The sequence below is a fragment of the Leclercia adecarboxylata genome, assembly GCF_006171285.1.
GTDB classification, from domain to species: Bacteria; Pseudomonadota; Gammaproteobacteria; order Enterobacterales; family Enterobacteriaceae; genus Enterobacter; species Enterobacter barmai.
This window is the reverse complement of record NZ_CP040889.1, coordinates 4,650,000-4,664,400: the sequence shown is the minus strand read 5'-3', so window position 1 is coordinate 4,664,400 and position 14,401 is coordinate 4,650,000. Positions and strand designations below refer to the sequence as shown.

Here is a 14,401-nt window from a genome sequence, read left to right as displayed (position 1 = left end):
GGTGACCTTATCGTTTTAATTAATCAAAGCGCGCAGTGAGCAGACCATTGCTCAAGAATATTTTTGTACGGCTTGATGAAATGTTTCTCGGTAAATTTTCCCTGCTCAATCGCCAGCTGGCTACGCTCTTCGCGATCGTAAACAATCTTGGTCAGGGAGTGATCCTGGTTCGTCAGGCTGGGCTGGTAATAGTGCCCGGCCACCGAGTTGGCGTTGTAAATCTCAGGACGATAGATTTTCTGGAAAGTCTCCATGGTGCTGATAGTGCCGATCAGTTCCAGGAAGGTGTAGTCGCTCAGCAAATCGCCGGAGAAGAAAAATGCCAGCGGCGCGGCGCTGTCTGGCGGCATAAAATAGCGAACCTGGAGGCCCATCTTTTTGAAATAGGCCTCCGTCAGTGAGGTGCCTTCCTGCTGGTACTCAATGCCTAAAACCGGATGCACATTGCCAATACGCTGGTAGCTGTTTTTGTTGGAGACGCTCAGGCAGATCACGGGCGGTTTGCTGAAGTTAGCTTTATATTCCGCAGAATTAACGAAGTGCTTAAAGATGTTGCCGTGCAGTTCGCCAAAGTTATCCGGAATGCTGAATTCAGGCTGGTTTTTATTGTGATCGGGCAGCAGTACGCTGAAATCATAATCCCGGACATAGGACGAGAAGTTATTCCCGACGATCCCTTCGATACGCTCGTTGGTTTTTTTATCAATGATATTGGTTTTTAAAATTTCAATCGCCGGGAAGGTGGTGGCATTGTCTTCACCTGCGATATTCATCTCAACGGAGATAATGTCCAGTTCGACGGAATAACGATCGCCTTTCGGGTTGTCCCAGTGCGCCAGGGTGTTGAAGCGATTATCCATCATCACCAGGGTGTTGCGCAGGTTCTGCTGACGGTTATCCCCGCGGGCCAGATTGGCAAAATTGGTGGTGATGCGCGTGTTTTCCGAAGGATTGTAATTCTCATCGAAACGGCTGCGCTTAATGGTAAAGGTGAAATCGTTATTCATGGTGACGTTTCCTGGCTCTGGCATAAAGCGTGACGCTGTTGCGAAATCACCCTTTATGTTGCTCATACGTTAATATGAGTAACGTTATGCCAGAGCCAGGAGGGGAGTGAAAGCGACTAAATTTCACTGCAACATGAGCCATCTTCATGATCGTGAAAAAAATTCACTCTGCACTCTCCGCGTGCCGTTCCAGATCCAGCGAACTGGCGCTGGCAGGATCGAAAAGTGAAAGACTTTCAATTTGGTCCAGCATGATCACCTTGCGGAAAGCCATCGCGCTTTTGGGCTGTGAATCGAGCGTAATATCGTGGTCGGCGTACCATTTGCTGTAGTTATGCTCAATGCACAGGCTCAGCGTTTTGCCGTCGCGATAGCCGCTCAGCATCGGGATCAGCACGATATTGGCGGTTTTTTCATATTCCAGGGTCGCGGTATGGATCATGCCGATATAGATCCGCCGCGATTTCAGCGTCACCAGCGCCAGTTCGCCTTCCTCCATGCACTGATAGAGCAGTTGTTCAATACCGCTGGCCTGTGACAGGCGCTTGTAAAGCTGCTTGCGGCCTTCGCCGTCCAGCCTGGCGCTGCCCGCCCAGTTCGAACGGTAGAGACAAAACAGAATGGCGAAGGCCAGCATCACCACCACCGGTGCCTGAATCCCCAGAAAGCTCCAGTTCATAAAGTCCATTTGCCAGTTGGCGTAGTCCTGCGAGGCAAAGTGGAAAGTATTGGCGGCCCAGGAGGCGGCGAGGAGCACCAGCCACACCAGGCCGGTGGCAAGCACGCCCTGCAATACGAAGATGCAGCCGTAGAGCGCCACGAGAAAATAGACGTCCCAGCCAAAGGATCGCTTGATTTTAAAGCGGGTGGAGAGATCGCGGCTGGTGTACCAGTACCCGGAAACCATCAGCACCATAAAGATCGCCGTTCCCATCTCAGGCCCTCTTCAGCGCGTTAACATGGCGCAGAAAGTCCTCCCGCACCTCCCGGCTTTTGAAGTTGACCGAGGCGTTACCATCCTGATCGATAATAATGCGATCCCCGTCCTCCACGGCTTCAATAATTTCCTGTTGGCTCATTACCTGTAGCAGCGACTCGGGGCTGGAGAAAATCGACGTAAACAGACGCCTCATGGCGTGGGCTCCTTAAAAGTAAAAAGCCTAAGTCTGGTAGGGAAATAGAGATGTTGCCTTAAGGTTATGCTGAAAAGCGTCGGGGGAGGCCCGGCTTGCTACCCCATTTTTAACGCCCGACGCTCTCAAACCTACCATAATTAGTAGGGTTAAACAGAGCAGGGGGAACAATCATGAAGGCGTTATCAAAGGCAGAAATCGATGAGTTCAGAGCGCATTTTCAGGGGAAGATACTTTTTCCTGAAGATGACGATTACCACGAGGTGCGTCAGATCTGGAATGCCATGATCGACCGCAAGCCCGCGCTCATCGTTCGCTGCACATCCACCGAGGACGTAGTGCAAGCCATCCAGTTTGGACGCGAGCAACATCTTCTCATCTCAATCCGGGGAGGAGGGCACAACATCGCTGGCAATGCCGTCTGTGACGACGGTCTGATGATCGACCTTTCGCTGATGAAGCGGGTAGAGGTGGACCTGAACACCCGTCGGGCCACCGTCGAGCCCGGCTGCACGCTGGGTGATTTTGATGCGGCGGCACAGGCGCATGGGCTTGCCACGCCGCTGGGCATTAATTCCACCACCGGGGTGGCCGGCCTGACGCTGGGGGGCGGGTTTGGCTGGCTGAGCCGCAAGTACGGTATGACCATCGACAATCTGCTCTCTGCGGAAGTTGTTACGGCAGATGGCCGTCTGCTGCATGCCAGCGGATCCGAAAACGCGGATCTCTTCTGGGGACTACGGGGCGGCGGGGGCAATTTTGGCGTGGTAACGCGCTTCGAATTCCAGCTGCACCCCGTCGGGCCGGACGTGCTGAGCGGGCTGATCGTTTTTCCGTTTGATCAAGCGAGGTCCGTGATATCGCAGTTTGCCCGCTTCACCCAGACGATGCCGGAAGAGCTGAACGTCTGGATGGTCACCCGCAAGGCGCCGCCGCTGCCTTTCCTGCCTGAAGAGGCGCACGGGAAGGAGATGGTGGCGCTCGCTCTGTGCTATGTGGGCCATCCCGAAATGGGCGAGCAACTCATTGCGCCGCTGCGCGGGTTCGGCACGGCAATCGGCGAGCACATCGGCGTAATGCCCTACGTCGCCTGGCAGCAGGCCTTCGATCCGCTGCTGGCAAAAGGGGCGCGTAACTACTGGAAATCGCACAACTTCGTGCAAATCAGCGAGGGCGTCATCGATGCCATCGTCGACTACGCCGCCAGACTGCCGTCACCTCATTGCGAGATCTTCATTGGCACCATTGGCGGCCATACGACCCAGGTTGCGCCCGAGGCGATGGCCTACTCAAGCCGGGATGCAAACTACGTCATGAACGTGCACGGGCGCTGGGAAACCGCCGAAGAGGATGAACGCTGCGTCGCCTGGGCCCGGGAGTTCTTCGCCAAAACCCAGCCTTTCGCCAGCAGCGGGGCCTATATCAACTTCCTCACCCAGGAGGAGACCGACCGTATCGCCTTTGCCTACGGCGCAACCTGGGATCGGCTGGTGGAACTGAAAAGTAAGTACGACCCGATGAATCTGTTCCGGATGAATCAGAATATCAAGCCGGTGTAAGGCCGGGATTGCGCCTGATGACCGTATGCAGTGAAAAACTGGGGTAGCTATACGTCAGGCGCAGCCCTGAAAAATTTTCTCCTTTCCCAGGGCGTATCTGAACATGCAAGAAGTTGTACAGCCTTTGTGTCGAAATGAGCGGTCCGCAGAGCGGCTTACGATCTTCTGAAAGCGCTGATTTCAGGCAGGGAGAGATGCTTGATGGGTAATACTTAAGTTTTATTAATGAAAGACTTACGCAAGAAAGTTTTGTAAATTTTTGAACGCCTGACAATTTTAAGTGCTTGTTAACACGCTGTTATTTGTAAAGCTAACTTAGCTGGCTAATTAAAATCGCAAAAACTTGTACAATCGCCATGTACAACTACTGAGGTTTAGTATATTTTTAACATCAGTTTAACCCCTAACCTAAATGTCAATCCGGAGCACCTATGCGAGGCAACAGTTCGCGTCAAAGTTCAGCTGAGGCAATCACCGCCTATTTTAATAAAGCCAGTATGCGTAGCCAGCAGGAGACGCTGGGCTTAATTGTCGGTGAGATCCTGAATGAGGGACGTAATCTAAGCCGTCTTGCTATCTGTACCAGGTTATTACGCCGGGTAGAACAGACGGAAGATGAAGAAGAAATTGCCCATTACAATCAGCTGATCGCTCTGTTTTTTGAACGATAAAGAATGTTAGCACATCTGTGGCTTAAAGCAGGCACGTGAGAACAGTTATGCACAGAACGAAATCTGAAAGACTGAGAGACGATCTTATTGGCGAAGCTGTGTTGTTAATTTTAAAAGACAACGGTCCAATAAATTTTAAGACGCTGGCAGTCAAACTGAAAATTATGGCCAGCATGGAGCGTGACGCTGAAAGAAGAAGCGCGCTGTCTGCGGCCGCAGTCGAGGTTGAGCAAAAGGTTAAATCCAGTAGCCGCGTACATCCAGAAGCCAGAAAAAATTGTCTTATCAACAGCATGCACCATCTCATGGTGAATACTGCACAGCATAAATACGATAAAAAACATTAACCTTAGAGTGAAAAATATGAATACTGCGACTTCTCTGCATACACAGCATTTCAATGCACTTCAGGATCAGGCGCTGGCAACTTACTTCCGTTCAGCTGGAAGTTCCTTGTCCGTTGAGGCTGCCGTTTTAGGTTCAGCGATAAGATGTATTATTCTCAGCGGAGATAACCTTACCAATAAGCAAATTATTCTGCAGTTGATTTACGCCCTTGAACAAACATCCGATCAAGAGGCTGCAGAAGTCATCCGCAATACGCTCGAAATAGTTGTTGGTTTCACGCGGGATGATATTTAAGCATCACTTATGCCTGACGGGTTTCATTCATAAGTTGCTTAATAGCGATCACGCATAATACTGCCTACGCCGACTGCCCTTAACCAGGGCAGCAATTTCTCCTGTATTCTCATCAAACCTTTCCCATCCAGACTTTCGCGTTCCCCCAAAACATCTTTGGACATTCCCGTTTGCAGGTCTGTATAAAATAAAATAGTATACCCCCCTATAGTATCCAGGAGCCCTCCGATGCCACATTCACCTGAAGACAAAAAACGTGTCCTGACGCGCGTGCGCCGCATTCGCGGGCAGGTCGATGCCCTGGAGCGGGCGCTTGAATCCGGCGAGCCTTGCCTCTCTATCCTGCAGCAGATCGCCGCAGTGCGCGGCGCCGCAAACGGCCTGATGGGCGAGATGGTTGAAATTCACCTCAAAGATGAGCTGGTGGCGGGCGAGACCACTGCCGATCAGCGGGCCGTCAGAATGGCGGAAGTCGGCCATTTGCTGCGCTCTTATCTAAAATAAAAACCTGACATCACTAAAAGGAAAGCAAGATGAAATCACGTGCTGCTGTTGCATTTGGCCCTGGCCAGCCGTTGAAAATCGTTGAAATTGACGTGGCGCCACCGAAAAAAGGCGAAGTGCTGGTCAAAATCACCCATACCGGCGTGTGCCACACCGATGCGTTTACCTTGTCGGGTGACGATCCGGAAGGCGTTTTCCCGGCGGTGCTCGGCCATGAGGGCGGCGGCGTGGTGGTGGAAGTCGGCGAGGGCGTCACCAGCCTGCAGCCGGGCGACCACGTCATCCCGCTGTACACCGCAGAGTGTCGCGAGTGTAAGTTCTGTAAATCCGGCAAAACCAACCTCTGCCAGGCCGTTCGCGCCACCCAGGGTAAAGGCCTGATGCCGGACGGCACCACCCGTTTCTCCTACAACGGCGAGCCGATCTATCACTACATGGGCACCAGCACCTTCAGCGAATACACCGTCTGCGCCGAAATCTCGCTGGCAAAAGTAAACCCGCAGGCACCGCTGGATAAAGTCTGTCTGCTGGGCTGCGGCGTCACCACCGGCATCGGTGCCGTCCACAACACCGCCAAAGTGAAAGAGGGCGATACCGTTGCGGTATTCGGTCTGGGCGGTATCGGCCTGGCCGTGATTCAGGGCGCAGTGCAGGCGAAAGCCGGACGCATCCTGGCCGTGGACACCAACCCGGAAAAATTCAAGCTGGCTGGCGAAATGGGCGCGACCGATTTCATCAACCCGAACGACTACGACAAGCCGGTGCAGGACGTCATTGTTGAACTCACCGACGGCGGCGTCGACTTCAGCTTCGAATGCATTGGCAACGTCAACGTGATGCGTGCCGCGCTGGAGTGTTGCCACAAGGGGTGGGGCGAAAGCGTCATCATCGGCGTGGCCGGTGCGGGTCAGGAGATCAAAACCCGTCCATTCCAGCTGGTTACCGGCCGCGTATGGCGTGGTTCTGCGTTTGGTGGCGTTAAGGGCCGTACCCAGCTGCCGGGCATGGTAGAAGATGCGATGGCGGGCAAAATTCAGCTCGATCCGTTCATTACCCACCGCCTGCCGCTGGATCAGATCAACGAAGCCTTCGATCTGATGCATGAAGGTAAGTCCATCCGTACCGTTATCCATTTCGGCGATAACTGATAAACTTTTCTCCCGCTGGCCTTGATGGGCAGCGGGACGACATCTCTTTAAAAATCATTGCGAAAGTGTGACCAGTGTTGCGATTTTAGCCGTAATCAAAATCGTTGTAGTGCCGATGACTACTTTACAGGCGTGTTTCCACGCATCTTACCTATGAGAGAGTCAACGGCTATGGACAAAACAACAACAGTTCGGGCGCAACATAAGCTGGGCTTCCTGCACCACATCAGGCTGCTCCCGCTTATCTCCTCGATTTTGGGTGGTATTATTGTGCTGTTTGCCCTGAGCGCCGGGCTGGCAGGCTATTTTTTACTGCAGGCGGACAAAGACCAGCAGGATGTGACGTCTGAAATTCAGGTGCGTACCGGGTTATCAAACAGTTCAAACCATCTGCGCACAGCGCGTATCAATATGATCCACGCGGGTGCGGCCAGCCGTATCGCCGAAATGGACGCGATGAAAAAGAACATCGCCGAAGCCGAACAACGCATCAAACAGTCTCAGGACAGCTTCGCCATTTACATGAACCGTGGCGTTCGCACCCCGGCGGACGAAGCGCTGGACGGCGAACTGAAAACGAATTACCAGGCTTATATCGACGGCATGCAGCCGATGCTGAAATATGCCAAGAACGGCATGTTCGAAGCCATCATCAACCATGAAAATGAATCGGCGCGTCCGCTGGATGATGCCTATAACGAGGTGTTGCTGAAGGCGATTAAGATCCGTACCGATCGCGCCAATATGCTCACCGAGCAGGCACATACCCGCACCCAGCTGGGGCTGATGTTTATGGTTGGCGCCTTTGGTCTGGCGCTGGTGCTGACGGTGATCACCTTTATCGTGCTGCGTCGCACGGTGATTAACCCGCTGCAACGCGCCGCGAACCGTATTGCGCATATCGCAAAAGGTGACCTGACCCTAGCCGAAGACCTGACCGGACGCAGCGAGATTGGCCGTCTGACCCACGATCTGCAAACCATGCAGCGTTCGCTGGTGAATACCGTGGGCACCGTGCGCCAGGGCGCGGAAGAGATCTATCGCGGCACCAGCGAAATCTCCGCCGGTAACACTGACCTCTCATCACGTACCGAGCAGCAGGCCGCGGCCATTGAACAGACCGCCGCCAGCATGGAACAGCTGACCGCCACCGTGAAGCAGAACGCCGATAACGCGCACCACGCCAGCAAGCTGGCGGAAGATGCCTCCGGCAAAGCCAGCCGCGGCGGCCAGATGGTCTCCGGGGTGGTGAAAACCATGGGCAATATCTCCAGCAGCTCGAAGAAAATCTCTGAGATCACCGCGGTCATCAACAGTATCGCCTTCCAGACCAATATCCTGGCGCTCAACGCCGCGGTGGAAGCCGCCCGAGCCGGTGAGCAGGGGCGCGGGTTTGCCGTGGTCGCCAGCGAAGTCCGCACTCTGGCCAGCCGCAGCGCCAACGCCGCGAAAGAGATTGAGGGGCTGATCAGCGAGTCGGTCTCGCTCATTGACCAGGGCTCCGGCGAAGTGGTTGCCGCAGGCAACACCATGAACGAGATCGTCGAAGCGGTTAAACGCGTCACCGATATCATGCTGGAGATCGCTGCCGCCTCCGACGAGCAGAGCCGCGGTATTGTGCAGGTCAGCCAGGCCATCTCGGAGATGGATAAAGTGACCCAGCAGAACGCCTCGCTGGTGGAAGAAGCTTCTGCGGCAGCAGCCTCACTGGAAGATCAGGCTGCCCGTCTGACCGAAGCGGTAGGGACTTTCCGCCTGCAGGGTATGAACCCGGCCCGCAGCAGCGTTCAGTCCGCGCCAGCAGCACCAGCCGCACCGCTGCGCCCGGCCGTCGCCGATGGCGATAATTGGGAGACGTTCTGATCCCCACGCGTATCCTGCCCGGTGGCGGCTGCGCCTTACCGGGCTTGCGGGTTCGGCACAGCATGTAGGCCCGTGCAAGCGAAGCGCCGCCGGGCAAAAAAAGGGTTCATGTTTCGACATGAACCCTTTTTTATTCCCCGCTATGCTGGTTGTAAGGGCTGAAGAGGAAAAGGCAATGAAACAGTTTACGCAGGTGATTTGCGTCGCATGGTTGCTGGCCGGATGTGCATCGGGCGGCAGCGTGGGCATTGGCGGAATAGGGATTGGCGGCGGCGGGGGCAACAGCGGGGTGGGCGTCGGGCTCTCCTTCCCGGTGGGCGGCAGTTCGTCGACCGTGGATAACGGGCAGGTGGACTGCGACGGCGACGTCTACCGGGTGCAGCCGCGCTATCCTGAGCAGGCCGCGGCGCAGAAATATTCCGGCCGGGTGACGGTATCCTTTAACGTCAAGCTGAACGGGCGCGCAGCGGACTACGAAGCGGCAGGGGATAAACCTTTCTTCGATGAGACCAAACGCGCGGTAATGCGCAGCTGCTGGCCAGCCGGGGTCCATCAGAACCTGGTGGTCAGTTATCAGAACGGCACAACGGCGACCTGGATCGAAAACTCACTCACCGCGAAGCCGTAAGCAAAAAAAAGCCGGCCACAAGAGGGCCGGCTTGACGCTAACGCGCTTACTTCTTATCAGGCAACGCGTAGGCGATGATGTAATCCCCGCGATCCGGAGACTGACGCGCACCGCCGGCGTTGATGATGATGTACTGCTTGCCGGTTTTCGGCGACACGTAGGTCATCGGGCCGGACTGGCTGCCCACCGGCAGACGGTCTTTCCAGATCTCTTTCCCGTTCGCGGTATCAAACGCGCGCAGGTAGAAATCCTGAGTCCCGGCGAAGAACAGCAGGCCGGACTGGGTGGAGAGCGACGCGCCCAGGGTCGGCATGCCAATCGGGATTGGCATATGCATGCGGATCCCCAGCGGGCCGGTATCTTCCACGGTACCCACCGGCACCTGCCACACCAGCTTGCCGGACTTCAGATCCACCGCAGACATAGTACCGAACGGCGGTTTCTGGCACGGAATGCCCAGCGGAGACAGGAAGCGTTCGCGCATGGCGCCAAACGGCGTACCGTCCATCGGCACGATCCCCATCTCAATCCCGCTGGCGTTTTTAGCAACATTCGCGCGCGGCACCATGTAGTTCGCCAGCCCCAGACGCATGTCGTTCACAAACATCAGGCTGTTGTTCGGGTCAACCGACACGCTGCCCCAGTTCATCCCGCCAAGCGAGCCCGGGAACTGCAGGGAGCGATCCAGACCCGGCGGGGTAAAGACGCCCTGATGACGCATCTCTTTAAACTGGATGCGGCACAGCAGCAGGTCAACCGGGGTGGCACCCCACATGTCGGATTCGGTCAGGGTCTGGTTGCCGATCATCGGCATGCCGACAGAGTACGGCTGGGTAGGGGAATAACGCTCGCCTTCGACGTTACCGGCAGGCACCGGACGCTCTTCCACCTTCGCCACCGGCTGGCCGGTTTCGCGGTTGAGCATGAAGATCATGCCCTGCTTGCTGGTCTGCACCAGCACCGGCGTGGAGCCGCCTTTACTGTCCGGCAGATCGTACAGCAGCGGCTGCGACGGCAGGTCAAAGTCCCACAGGTCGTGGTGGGTGGTCTGGAAATGCCAGCGCACCTGTCCGGTCGTGGCATCCACCGCCACAATGGAGGAGCTGTATTTATCATCCAGTTCAGTACGTTCACCGGCCCAGAAGTCCGGGGTGGCGTTACCGGTCGGGAGGTAAATCAGGTTCAGCTTCGCGTCATAGGACATGGCTGACCAGACGTTCGGCGTCCCGCGGGTGTAAGTCTGGCCTTCCGGCGGCAGCCCGGTGATGTTCGGATTGCCCGGATCCCAGGCCCAGGCCAGTTTCCCGGTATGCACGTCAAAGGCACGCACCACGCCCGGAGGCTCGCCGGTAGAGAAGTTATCCGCTACGCGTCCGCCCACAACCACCACGTTGCCCGCCACCAGCGGGGTGGAGGTTTGCTGATAGTAGCCAGGCTTCACTTCACCCATGCCGACGCTAAGATCAACTACGCCATGATCGCCAAAGTCTTCGCAGACCTTACCGTTGTCGGCGTTAAGGGCGATCAGACGGGCATCGGTCGTCGGCAGGAACAGACGGCGCGCACAGGCGGCGGGCTGCGTCTCTGTCGGTGACGTTGTCACGCTTGAGGTGTCTTCAAAATAGCCCAGACCACGGCAGCGCTGCCAGTTTGGCGCAGTGGCTTTGGAATCATAGCGCCACTTCTCTTTACCGGAGTCGACGTCCAGCGCCAGCACCTTGCTGTATGGGGTACAGACGAAGAGCGTATCGCCAATCTGCAGCGGGGTGTTCTGATCTTCCGCGCCGGAGCCGTTGCTCTGCGGGATGTCGCCGGTGTGGGCAACCCAGGCCACCTTCAGATCGTTGACGTTCTGCTTGTTAATCTGGTCCAGCGCCGCAAAGCGGTCGCCGTGGGTGGTGTTACCCCAGTGCTCCCAGTTTTTCTGCTGCTGGCCTTCCGCCACCGGCTTAACCGGCACCGGCTCGCTGGCGCTGACCAGGGTCTGCGGCTTGAACATCCAGCCGAAGCTCACCAGCATCGCAACCGCCAGCACGGCGGCAATACCAAATGCCGGGGCTTTGTTGACCGGACGATCCGCACCGCGCAGGAAGGGCCAGACGAGGGCGGAAAGGAACGCCAGCACCGCGAAGGTGAACAGGCGCGAGAAGAGCGGCCAGAAATCCCAGCCCGCATCGCTCACGGCCCAGATCAGTGAGGCGATAAACGCCACCGCATACAGAATAATGCCGCTTGTGCGACCGCGCGCAATAAGAAACGCGGCGACAAGCATCACCACGCCCATGATCAGGAAGTACCAGCTTCCCCCGACGGTGACGAGCTTAAAGCCCAGTCCACCGACGGCCAGTCCGATGAGCGCCATCAGACCGACCAGCAGCCACTGCAGGATCCGGGGGAACCCACGTAGCGAATTACCTATAGCCATTTCTGTCTCCTGAATAATCTTGTCTTCACTGGACAGGGCAGACTCAACCCTGAACCAAATGGGTAACAGAAGAGAAGATCCTTGATGAAAAAGTCGAACATGACGCCAATGTAGCGCCAAAGAATTCACCGCTGTGTTGTTTGAATGAACCATTTGGTGAATTCGGCGGGTATGATAAATCTGTTAAATTGTTTAGTGCAATTGTTAATGAATGATTTCGCATTATTTGAGTAATGGAAACAAAAAGCCCGTCATCAAGACGGGCTGGAGGGAAGTGTGATCACACCGGCATGGATTTACGTATCGCGCTCAGCAGCGTCTGGGTGGCGGCGGAGAGCGGGGCGTCAACGCGGGTTAATACCCCAATAGGTTCGCCGGGGCCAGGAGTGGTGACCGGCAATGCCACCAGCGTGCCCTGGCGCAGATCCTCTTTCACCGCCCCGGACGGGACGAACCAGACATAGTCAAAATCCACCGTCAGCTGGCGCGACAGCGAGGCCGAAAGGGTCTCAATACAGCCCGACGGCAGTTTGCAGCCCTGGGTCTGGAGAAGGGTTTCCGCCGTCTGGCGCGGCACGGTGCCTTTCGGCGACACCACCACCGGCCACTCCATCACCCGGCTTAGGGTCACGGTATCATTGAGGATAGGATGACGCGGACGCACCACCAGCTTGAGAGATTCCAGAAAAAGGAGCTCATAGTTGAGACCGCTCATCAGCTCCGGATCGGACATTCTTCCCATGCCCAGGTCCAGCTCGCCGGACTTCAGCCCCGCGAGCAGCATGGTGTTATTCATGGTGGCGACCTGCAGCGTTATGTTGCGCTGCTGTTTATGGAACTGGCCGATGACCGCCGGAAGAATGCCCAGCGCCGCGGTCGGCAGCGCGCCGATGCGCACCACGTCGCCCGGCGCATCGTTGCGTCGGGTCAGGGACTGGCCCGCGGTATTCAGGGCATCGAGGACTTTGACCGCGTGGGTCAGGAACTGCTCGCCCACCAGGGTGAGCTGCGCGCCCAGGCGTCCACGTTCGAACAGGCGCGTGCCGGTGAGCTGCTCCAGCTCGTTCAGCGTTTTTGAAAGCGCAGGCTGGCTCAGGTTAAGGGTTTCAGCCGCGCGTCCCAGTGTTCCCTGTTGAGCGACGGCCACAAAAGTATGCAGATGGCGCAAACGAATGCGCTGACTAAACAAACCATTTTTTTCCATAGGCGATGTTAAAAACAGAGCGTTACGCGTGACAAGTGAAGTTGTTTAATTTTGATAACCTGCTAGCAAAATATTATTAACATTCAATCTAATTGAATAACAAGCATTTTTTGGAAAGGGGTTGAAATAGTTGCCCGGGGCCTGAACCGCTTAAATTCGTGGTAGTTCAGGAAACGCGCGCCTCTCCATCCAGATCACAATTCGTAAATTCTTCCAAACAGGCGCAATGGCCTTCTCTACACTCCAGGTAATATTCACTGGAGGCATGACATCATGGCGAACACCATCACGGCTGATGATATTCGGGAAAACTTTTCGCAGGCTATGTCGGCGATGTACCAGCAGGAAGTTCCGCAGTACGGAACCTTACTGGAGCTGGTAGCGGATGTGAATCTGGCAGTCCTGGAAAACAACCCGAAGCTGCACGAACAACTGGCCAACGCGGATGAACTCGCTCGCCTCAACCTGGAACGCCACGGGGCGATCCGTGTCGGTACGGCCCTGGAACTGGCAACCCTGCGGCGCATGTTCGCCATTATGGGGATGTTCCCGGTCAGCTATTACGATCTCTCCCAGGCCGGGGTGCCGGTCCACTCAACCGCGTTTCGTCCGGTTGATGACGCCGCGCTGTGCCGCAACCCGTTTCGTATTTTTACCTCGCTGCTGCGCCTCGATCTGATCGACAACCTGCCCCTGCGCGAGAAAGCGGCGGAGATCCTCGCCCGGCGCAACATCTTCACCCCCCGCTGCCTGGAACTGATCGACCTGTACGAGGCGGAAGGGGCGTTTACCCCGGCGCAGGCCGAAGAGTTTGTTAAGGAAGCGCTGGAGACCTTCCGCTGGCATCGCCACGCCACGGTGGATCACGACACCTACCAGGCGCTACACAATGAACACCGGTTGATTGCCGACGTGGTCTGCTTCCCCGGCTGCCACATCAACCACCTGACGCCGCGCACGCTGGATATCGACCGGGTGCAGGCGTTGATGCCCGAATACGGTATTGAACCGAAGATGCTGATCGAAGGGCCGCCGCGCCGGGAGACGCCTCTGCTGCTGCGCCAGACCAGCTTCAAGGCGCTGGAGGAGCCGGTGCTGTTTGCAGGAGAACAGCGGGGCACCCATACCGCGCGCTTTGGCGAGATTGAACAGCGCGGGGTGGCGTTAACCCCGAAAGGGCGAGACCTCTACGATCGTCTGCTGGCGGAGGCCGGTACCGGCAAGGATAACCTGACCCATCAGCTGCACCTGCAGGAGGTCTTCCAGGCATTTCCCGACAGCGATATCTTCCTGCGCCGTCAGGGGCTGGCGTGGTTCCGCTATCGCCTGACGCCCGCCGGAGAGGCGCACCGCCAGGCCTTTGGCCCCGGCGACGATCCGCAGCCGCTGATCGAGCGTGGCTGGGTGGTCGCTCAGCCCATCACCTATGAGGATTTCCTCCCGGTGAGCGCCGCGGGGATCTTCCAGTCGAATCTTGGCAACGAAACCCAGGCCCGCAGCCACGGCAACGCCAGCCGCGATGCCTTTGAAGAAGCGCTGGGTTGCCCGGTGCTGGACGAGTTCACTCTCTACCAGGAGGCGGAAGAGCGCAGCAAGCGACGTTGCGGTTTGCTCTGA

At 56.6% G+C, this 14,401-nt stretch carries 14 protein-coding genes; 9 read left to right on the top strand and 5 right to left on the bottom strand.

The window, feature by feature from the left end; all coding sequences use genetic code 11:
• Positions 1 to 23: 23 nt before the first annotated feature.
• The 3 genes from FHN83_RS24140 to FHN83_RS24130 all read right to left on the bottom strand — a co-directional run bounded on the left by FHN83_RS24140 (position 24) and on the right by FHN83_RS24130 (position 2,140).
• Positions 24 to 1,007, bottom strand: a complete 984-nt coding sequence (locus FHN83_RS24140) for a DUF1852 domain-containing protein (protein WP_139565202.1) — start codon at positions 1,005 to 1,007, stop codon at positions 24 to 26.
• Between the two features lie 163 nt (positions 1,008 to 1,170).
• Positions 1,171 to 1,941, bottom strand: coding sequence for a hypothetical protein (locus FHN83_RS24135; protein ID WP_039028616.1), 771 nt, complete (start codon positions 1,939 to 1,941; stop codon positions 1,171 to 1,173).
• A gap of 1 nt (position 1,942) precedes the next feature.
• Positions 1,943 to 2,140, bottom strand: a complete 198-nt coding sequence (locus FHN83_RS24130; RefSeq protein WP_039028617.1) for a hypothetical protein — start codon at positions 2,138 to 2,140, stop codon at positions 1,943 to 1,945.
• A gap of 173 nt (positions 2,141 to 2,313) precedes the next feature.
• Here FHN83_RS24130 and FHN83_RS24125 point away from each other — a divergent pair, with 173 nt between their 5' ends.
• The 8 genes from FHN83_RS24125 (at position 2,314) to FHN83_RS24090 (ending at position 9,155) form a co-directional block, all read left to right on the top strand.
• Positions 2,314 to 3,699, top strand: a complete 1,386-nt coding sequence (locus tag FHN83_RS24125; RefSeq protein WP_138369069.1) for an FAD-binding oxidoreductase — start codon at positions 2,314 to 2,316, stop codon at positions 3,697 to 3,699.
• 431 nt (positions 3,700 to 4,130) lie between these two features.
• The gene (gene ycgZ, locus FHN83_RS24120) at positions 4,131 to 4,370 is read left to right on the top strand and encodes a regulatory protein YcgZ (RefSeq protein ID WP_039028619.1); all 240 of its coding nucleotides are present in this window, start codon (positions 4,131 to 4,133) and stop codon (positions 4,368 to 4,370) included.
• A 47-nt stretch (positions 4,371 to 4,417) separates the two neighbouring features.
• Entirely contained in the window at positions 4,418 to 4,717 is a 300-nt protein-coding gene (locus FHN83_RS24115; protein WP_052246150.1) for a hypothetical protein, read from the top strand.
• Positions 4,718 to 4,733: 16 nt separating this feature from the next.
• Positions 4,734 to 5,012, top strand: coding sequence for a biofilm development regulator YmgB/AriR family protein (locus FHN83_RS24110; RefSeq protein WP_039028620.1), 279 nt, complete (start codon positions 4,734 to 4,736; stop codon positions 5,010 to 5,012).
• A gap of 228 nt (positions 5,013 to 5,240) precedes the next feature.
• Positions 5,241 to 5,516, top strand: coding sequence for a metal/formaldehyde-sensitive transcriptional repressor (locus FHN83_RS24105; protein WP_039028624.1), 276 nt, complete (start codon positions 5,241 to 5,243; stop codon positions 5,514 to 5,516).
• 29 nt (positions 5,517 to 5,545) lie between these two features.
• Positions 5,546 to 6,664: an S-(hydroxymethyl)glutathione dehydrogenase/class III alcohol dehydrogenase gene (locus FHN83_RS24100; RefSeq protein WP_103179746.1), complete on the top strand. Its 1,119-nt coding sequence runs from the start codon at positions 5,546 to 5,548 to the stop codon at positions 6,662 to 6,664.
• 171 nt (positions 6,665 to 6,835) lie between these two features.
• Positions 6,836 to 8,527 carry a methyl-accepting chemotaxis protein gene (locus tag FHN83_RS24095; protein WP_139565201.1) on the top strand — a complete coding sequence of 564 codons (1,692 nt, stop codon included), beginning with the start codon at positions 6,836 to 6,838 and terminating at the stop codon, positions 8,525 to 8,527.
• Positions 8,528 to 8,702: 175 nt separating this feature from the next.
• A complete protein-coding gene (locus tag FHN83_RS24090) occupies positions 8,703 to 9,155 on the top strand; it encodes an energy transducer TonB (RefSeq protein ID WP_138369067.1) in 453 nt (150 codons plus the stop codon).
• A 46-nt stretch (positions 9,156 to 9,201) separates the two neighbouring features.
• Here the strand turns inward: FHN83_RS24090 and FHN83_RS24085 are convergent, their stop codons facing one another.
• Together FHN83_RS24085 and FHN83_RS24080 are read right to left on the bottom strand one after the other, a co-directional pair.
• Positions 9,202 to 11,580 carry a glucose/quinate/shikimate family membrane-bound PQQ-dependent dehydrogenase gene (locus FHN83_RS24085; protein ID WP_139565200.1) on the bottom strand — a complete coding sequence of 793 codons (2,379 nt, stop codon included), beginning with the start codon at positions 11,578 to 11,580 and terminating at the stop codon, positions 9,202 to 9,204.
• A gap of 280 nt (positions 11,581 to 11,860) precedes the next feature.
• Positions 11,861 to 12,784, bottom strand: a complete 924-nt coding sequence (locus tag FHN83_RS24080; RefSeq protein WP_039028629.1) for a LysR substrate-binding domain-containing protein — start codon at positions 12,782 to 12,784, stop codon at positions 11,861 to 11,863.
• 273 nt (positions 12,785 to 13,057) lie between these two features.
• On the opposite strand from FHN83_RS24080, the gene FHN83_RS24075 reads away from it, so the two are divergent.
• Entirely contained in the window at positions 13,058 to 14,401 is a 1,344-nt protein-coding gene (locus tag FHN83_RS24075) for a VOC family protein (protein ID WP_138369065.1), read from the top strand.

Coding starts and splice junctions, on each gene's coding strand:
- FHN83_RS24140 (WP_139565202.1), bottom strand. CDS start 1,007: ATGAATAACGATTTCACCTTTACCATTAAGCGCAGCCGTTTCGATGAG.
- FHN83_RS24135 (WP_039028616.1), bottom strand. CDS start 1,941: ATGGGAACGGCGATCTTTATGGTGCTGATGGTTTCCGGGTACTGGTAC.
- FHN83_RS24130 (WP_039028617.1), bottom strand. CDS start 2,140: ATGAGGCGTCTGTTTACGTCGATTTTCTCCAGCCCCGAGTCGCTGCTA.
- FHN83_RS24125 (WP_138369069.1), top strand. CDS start 2,314: ATGAAGGCGTTATCAAAGGCAGAAATCGATGAGTTCAGAGCGCATTTT.
- ycgZ (WP_039028619.1), top strand. CDS start 4,131: ATGCGAGGCAACAGTTCGCGTCAAAGTTCAGCTGAGGCAATCACCGCC.
- FHN83_RS24115 (WP_052246150.1), top strand. CDS start 4,418: ATGCACAGAACGAAATCTGAAAGACTGAGAGACGATCTTATTGGCGAA.
- FHN83_RS24110 (WP_039028620.1), top strand. CDS start 4,734: ATGAATACTGCGACTTCTCTGCATACACAGCATTTCAATGCACTTCAG.
- FHN83_RS24105 (WP_039028624.1), top strand. CDS start 5,241: ATGCCACATTCACCTGAAGACAAAAAACGTGTCCTGACGCGCGTGCGC.
- FHN83_RS24100 (WP_103179746.1), top strand. CDS start 5,546: ATGAAATCACGTGCTGCTGTTGCATTTGGCCCTGGCCAGCCGTTGAAA.
- FHN83_RS24095 (WP_139565201.1), top strand. CDS start 6,836: ATGGACAAAACAACAACAGTTCGGGCGCAACATAAGCTGGGCTTCCTG.
- FHN83_RS24090 (WP_138369067.1), top strand. CDS start 8,703: ATGAAACAGTTTACGCAGGTGATTTGCGTCGCATGGTTGCTGGCCGGA.
- FHN83_RS24085 (WP_139565200.1), bottom strand. CDS start 11,580: ATGGCTATAGGTAATTCGCTACGTGGGTTCCCCCGGATCCTGCAGTGG.
- FHN83_RS24080 (WP_039028629.1), bottom strand. CDS start 12,784: ATGGAAAAAAATGGTTTGTTTAGTCAGCGCATTCGTTTGCGCCATCTG.
- FHN83_RS24075 (WP_138369065.1), top strand. CDS start 13,058: ATGGCGAACACCATCACGGCTGATGATATTCGGGAAAACTTTTCGCAG.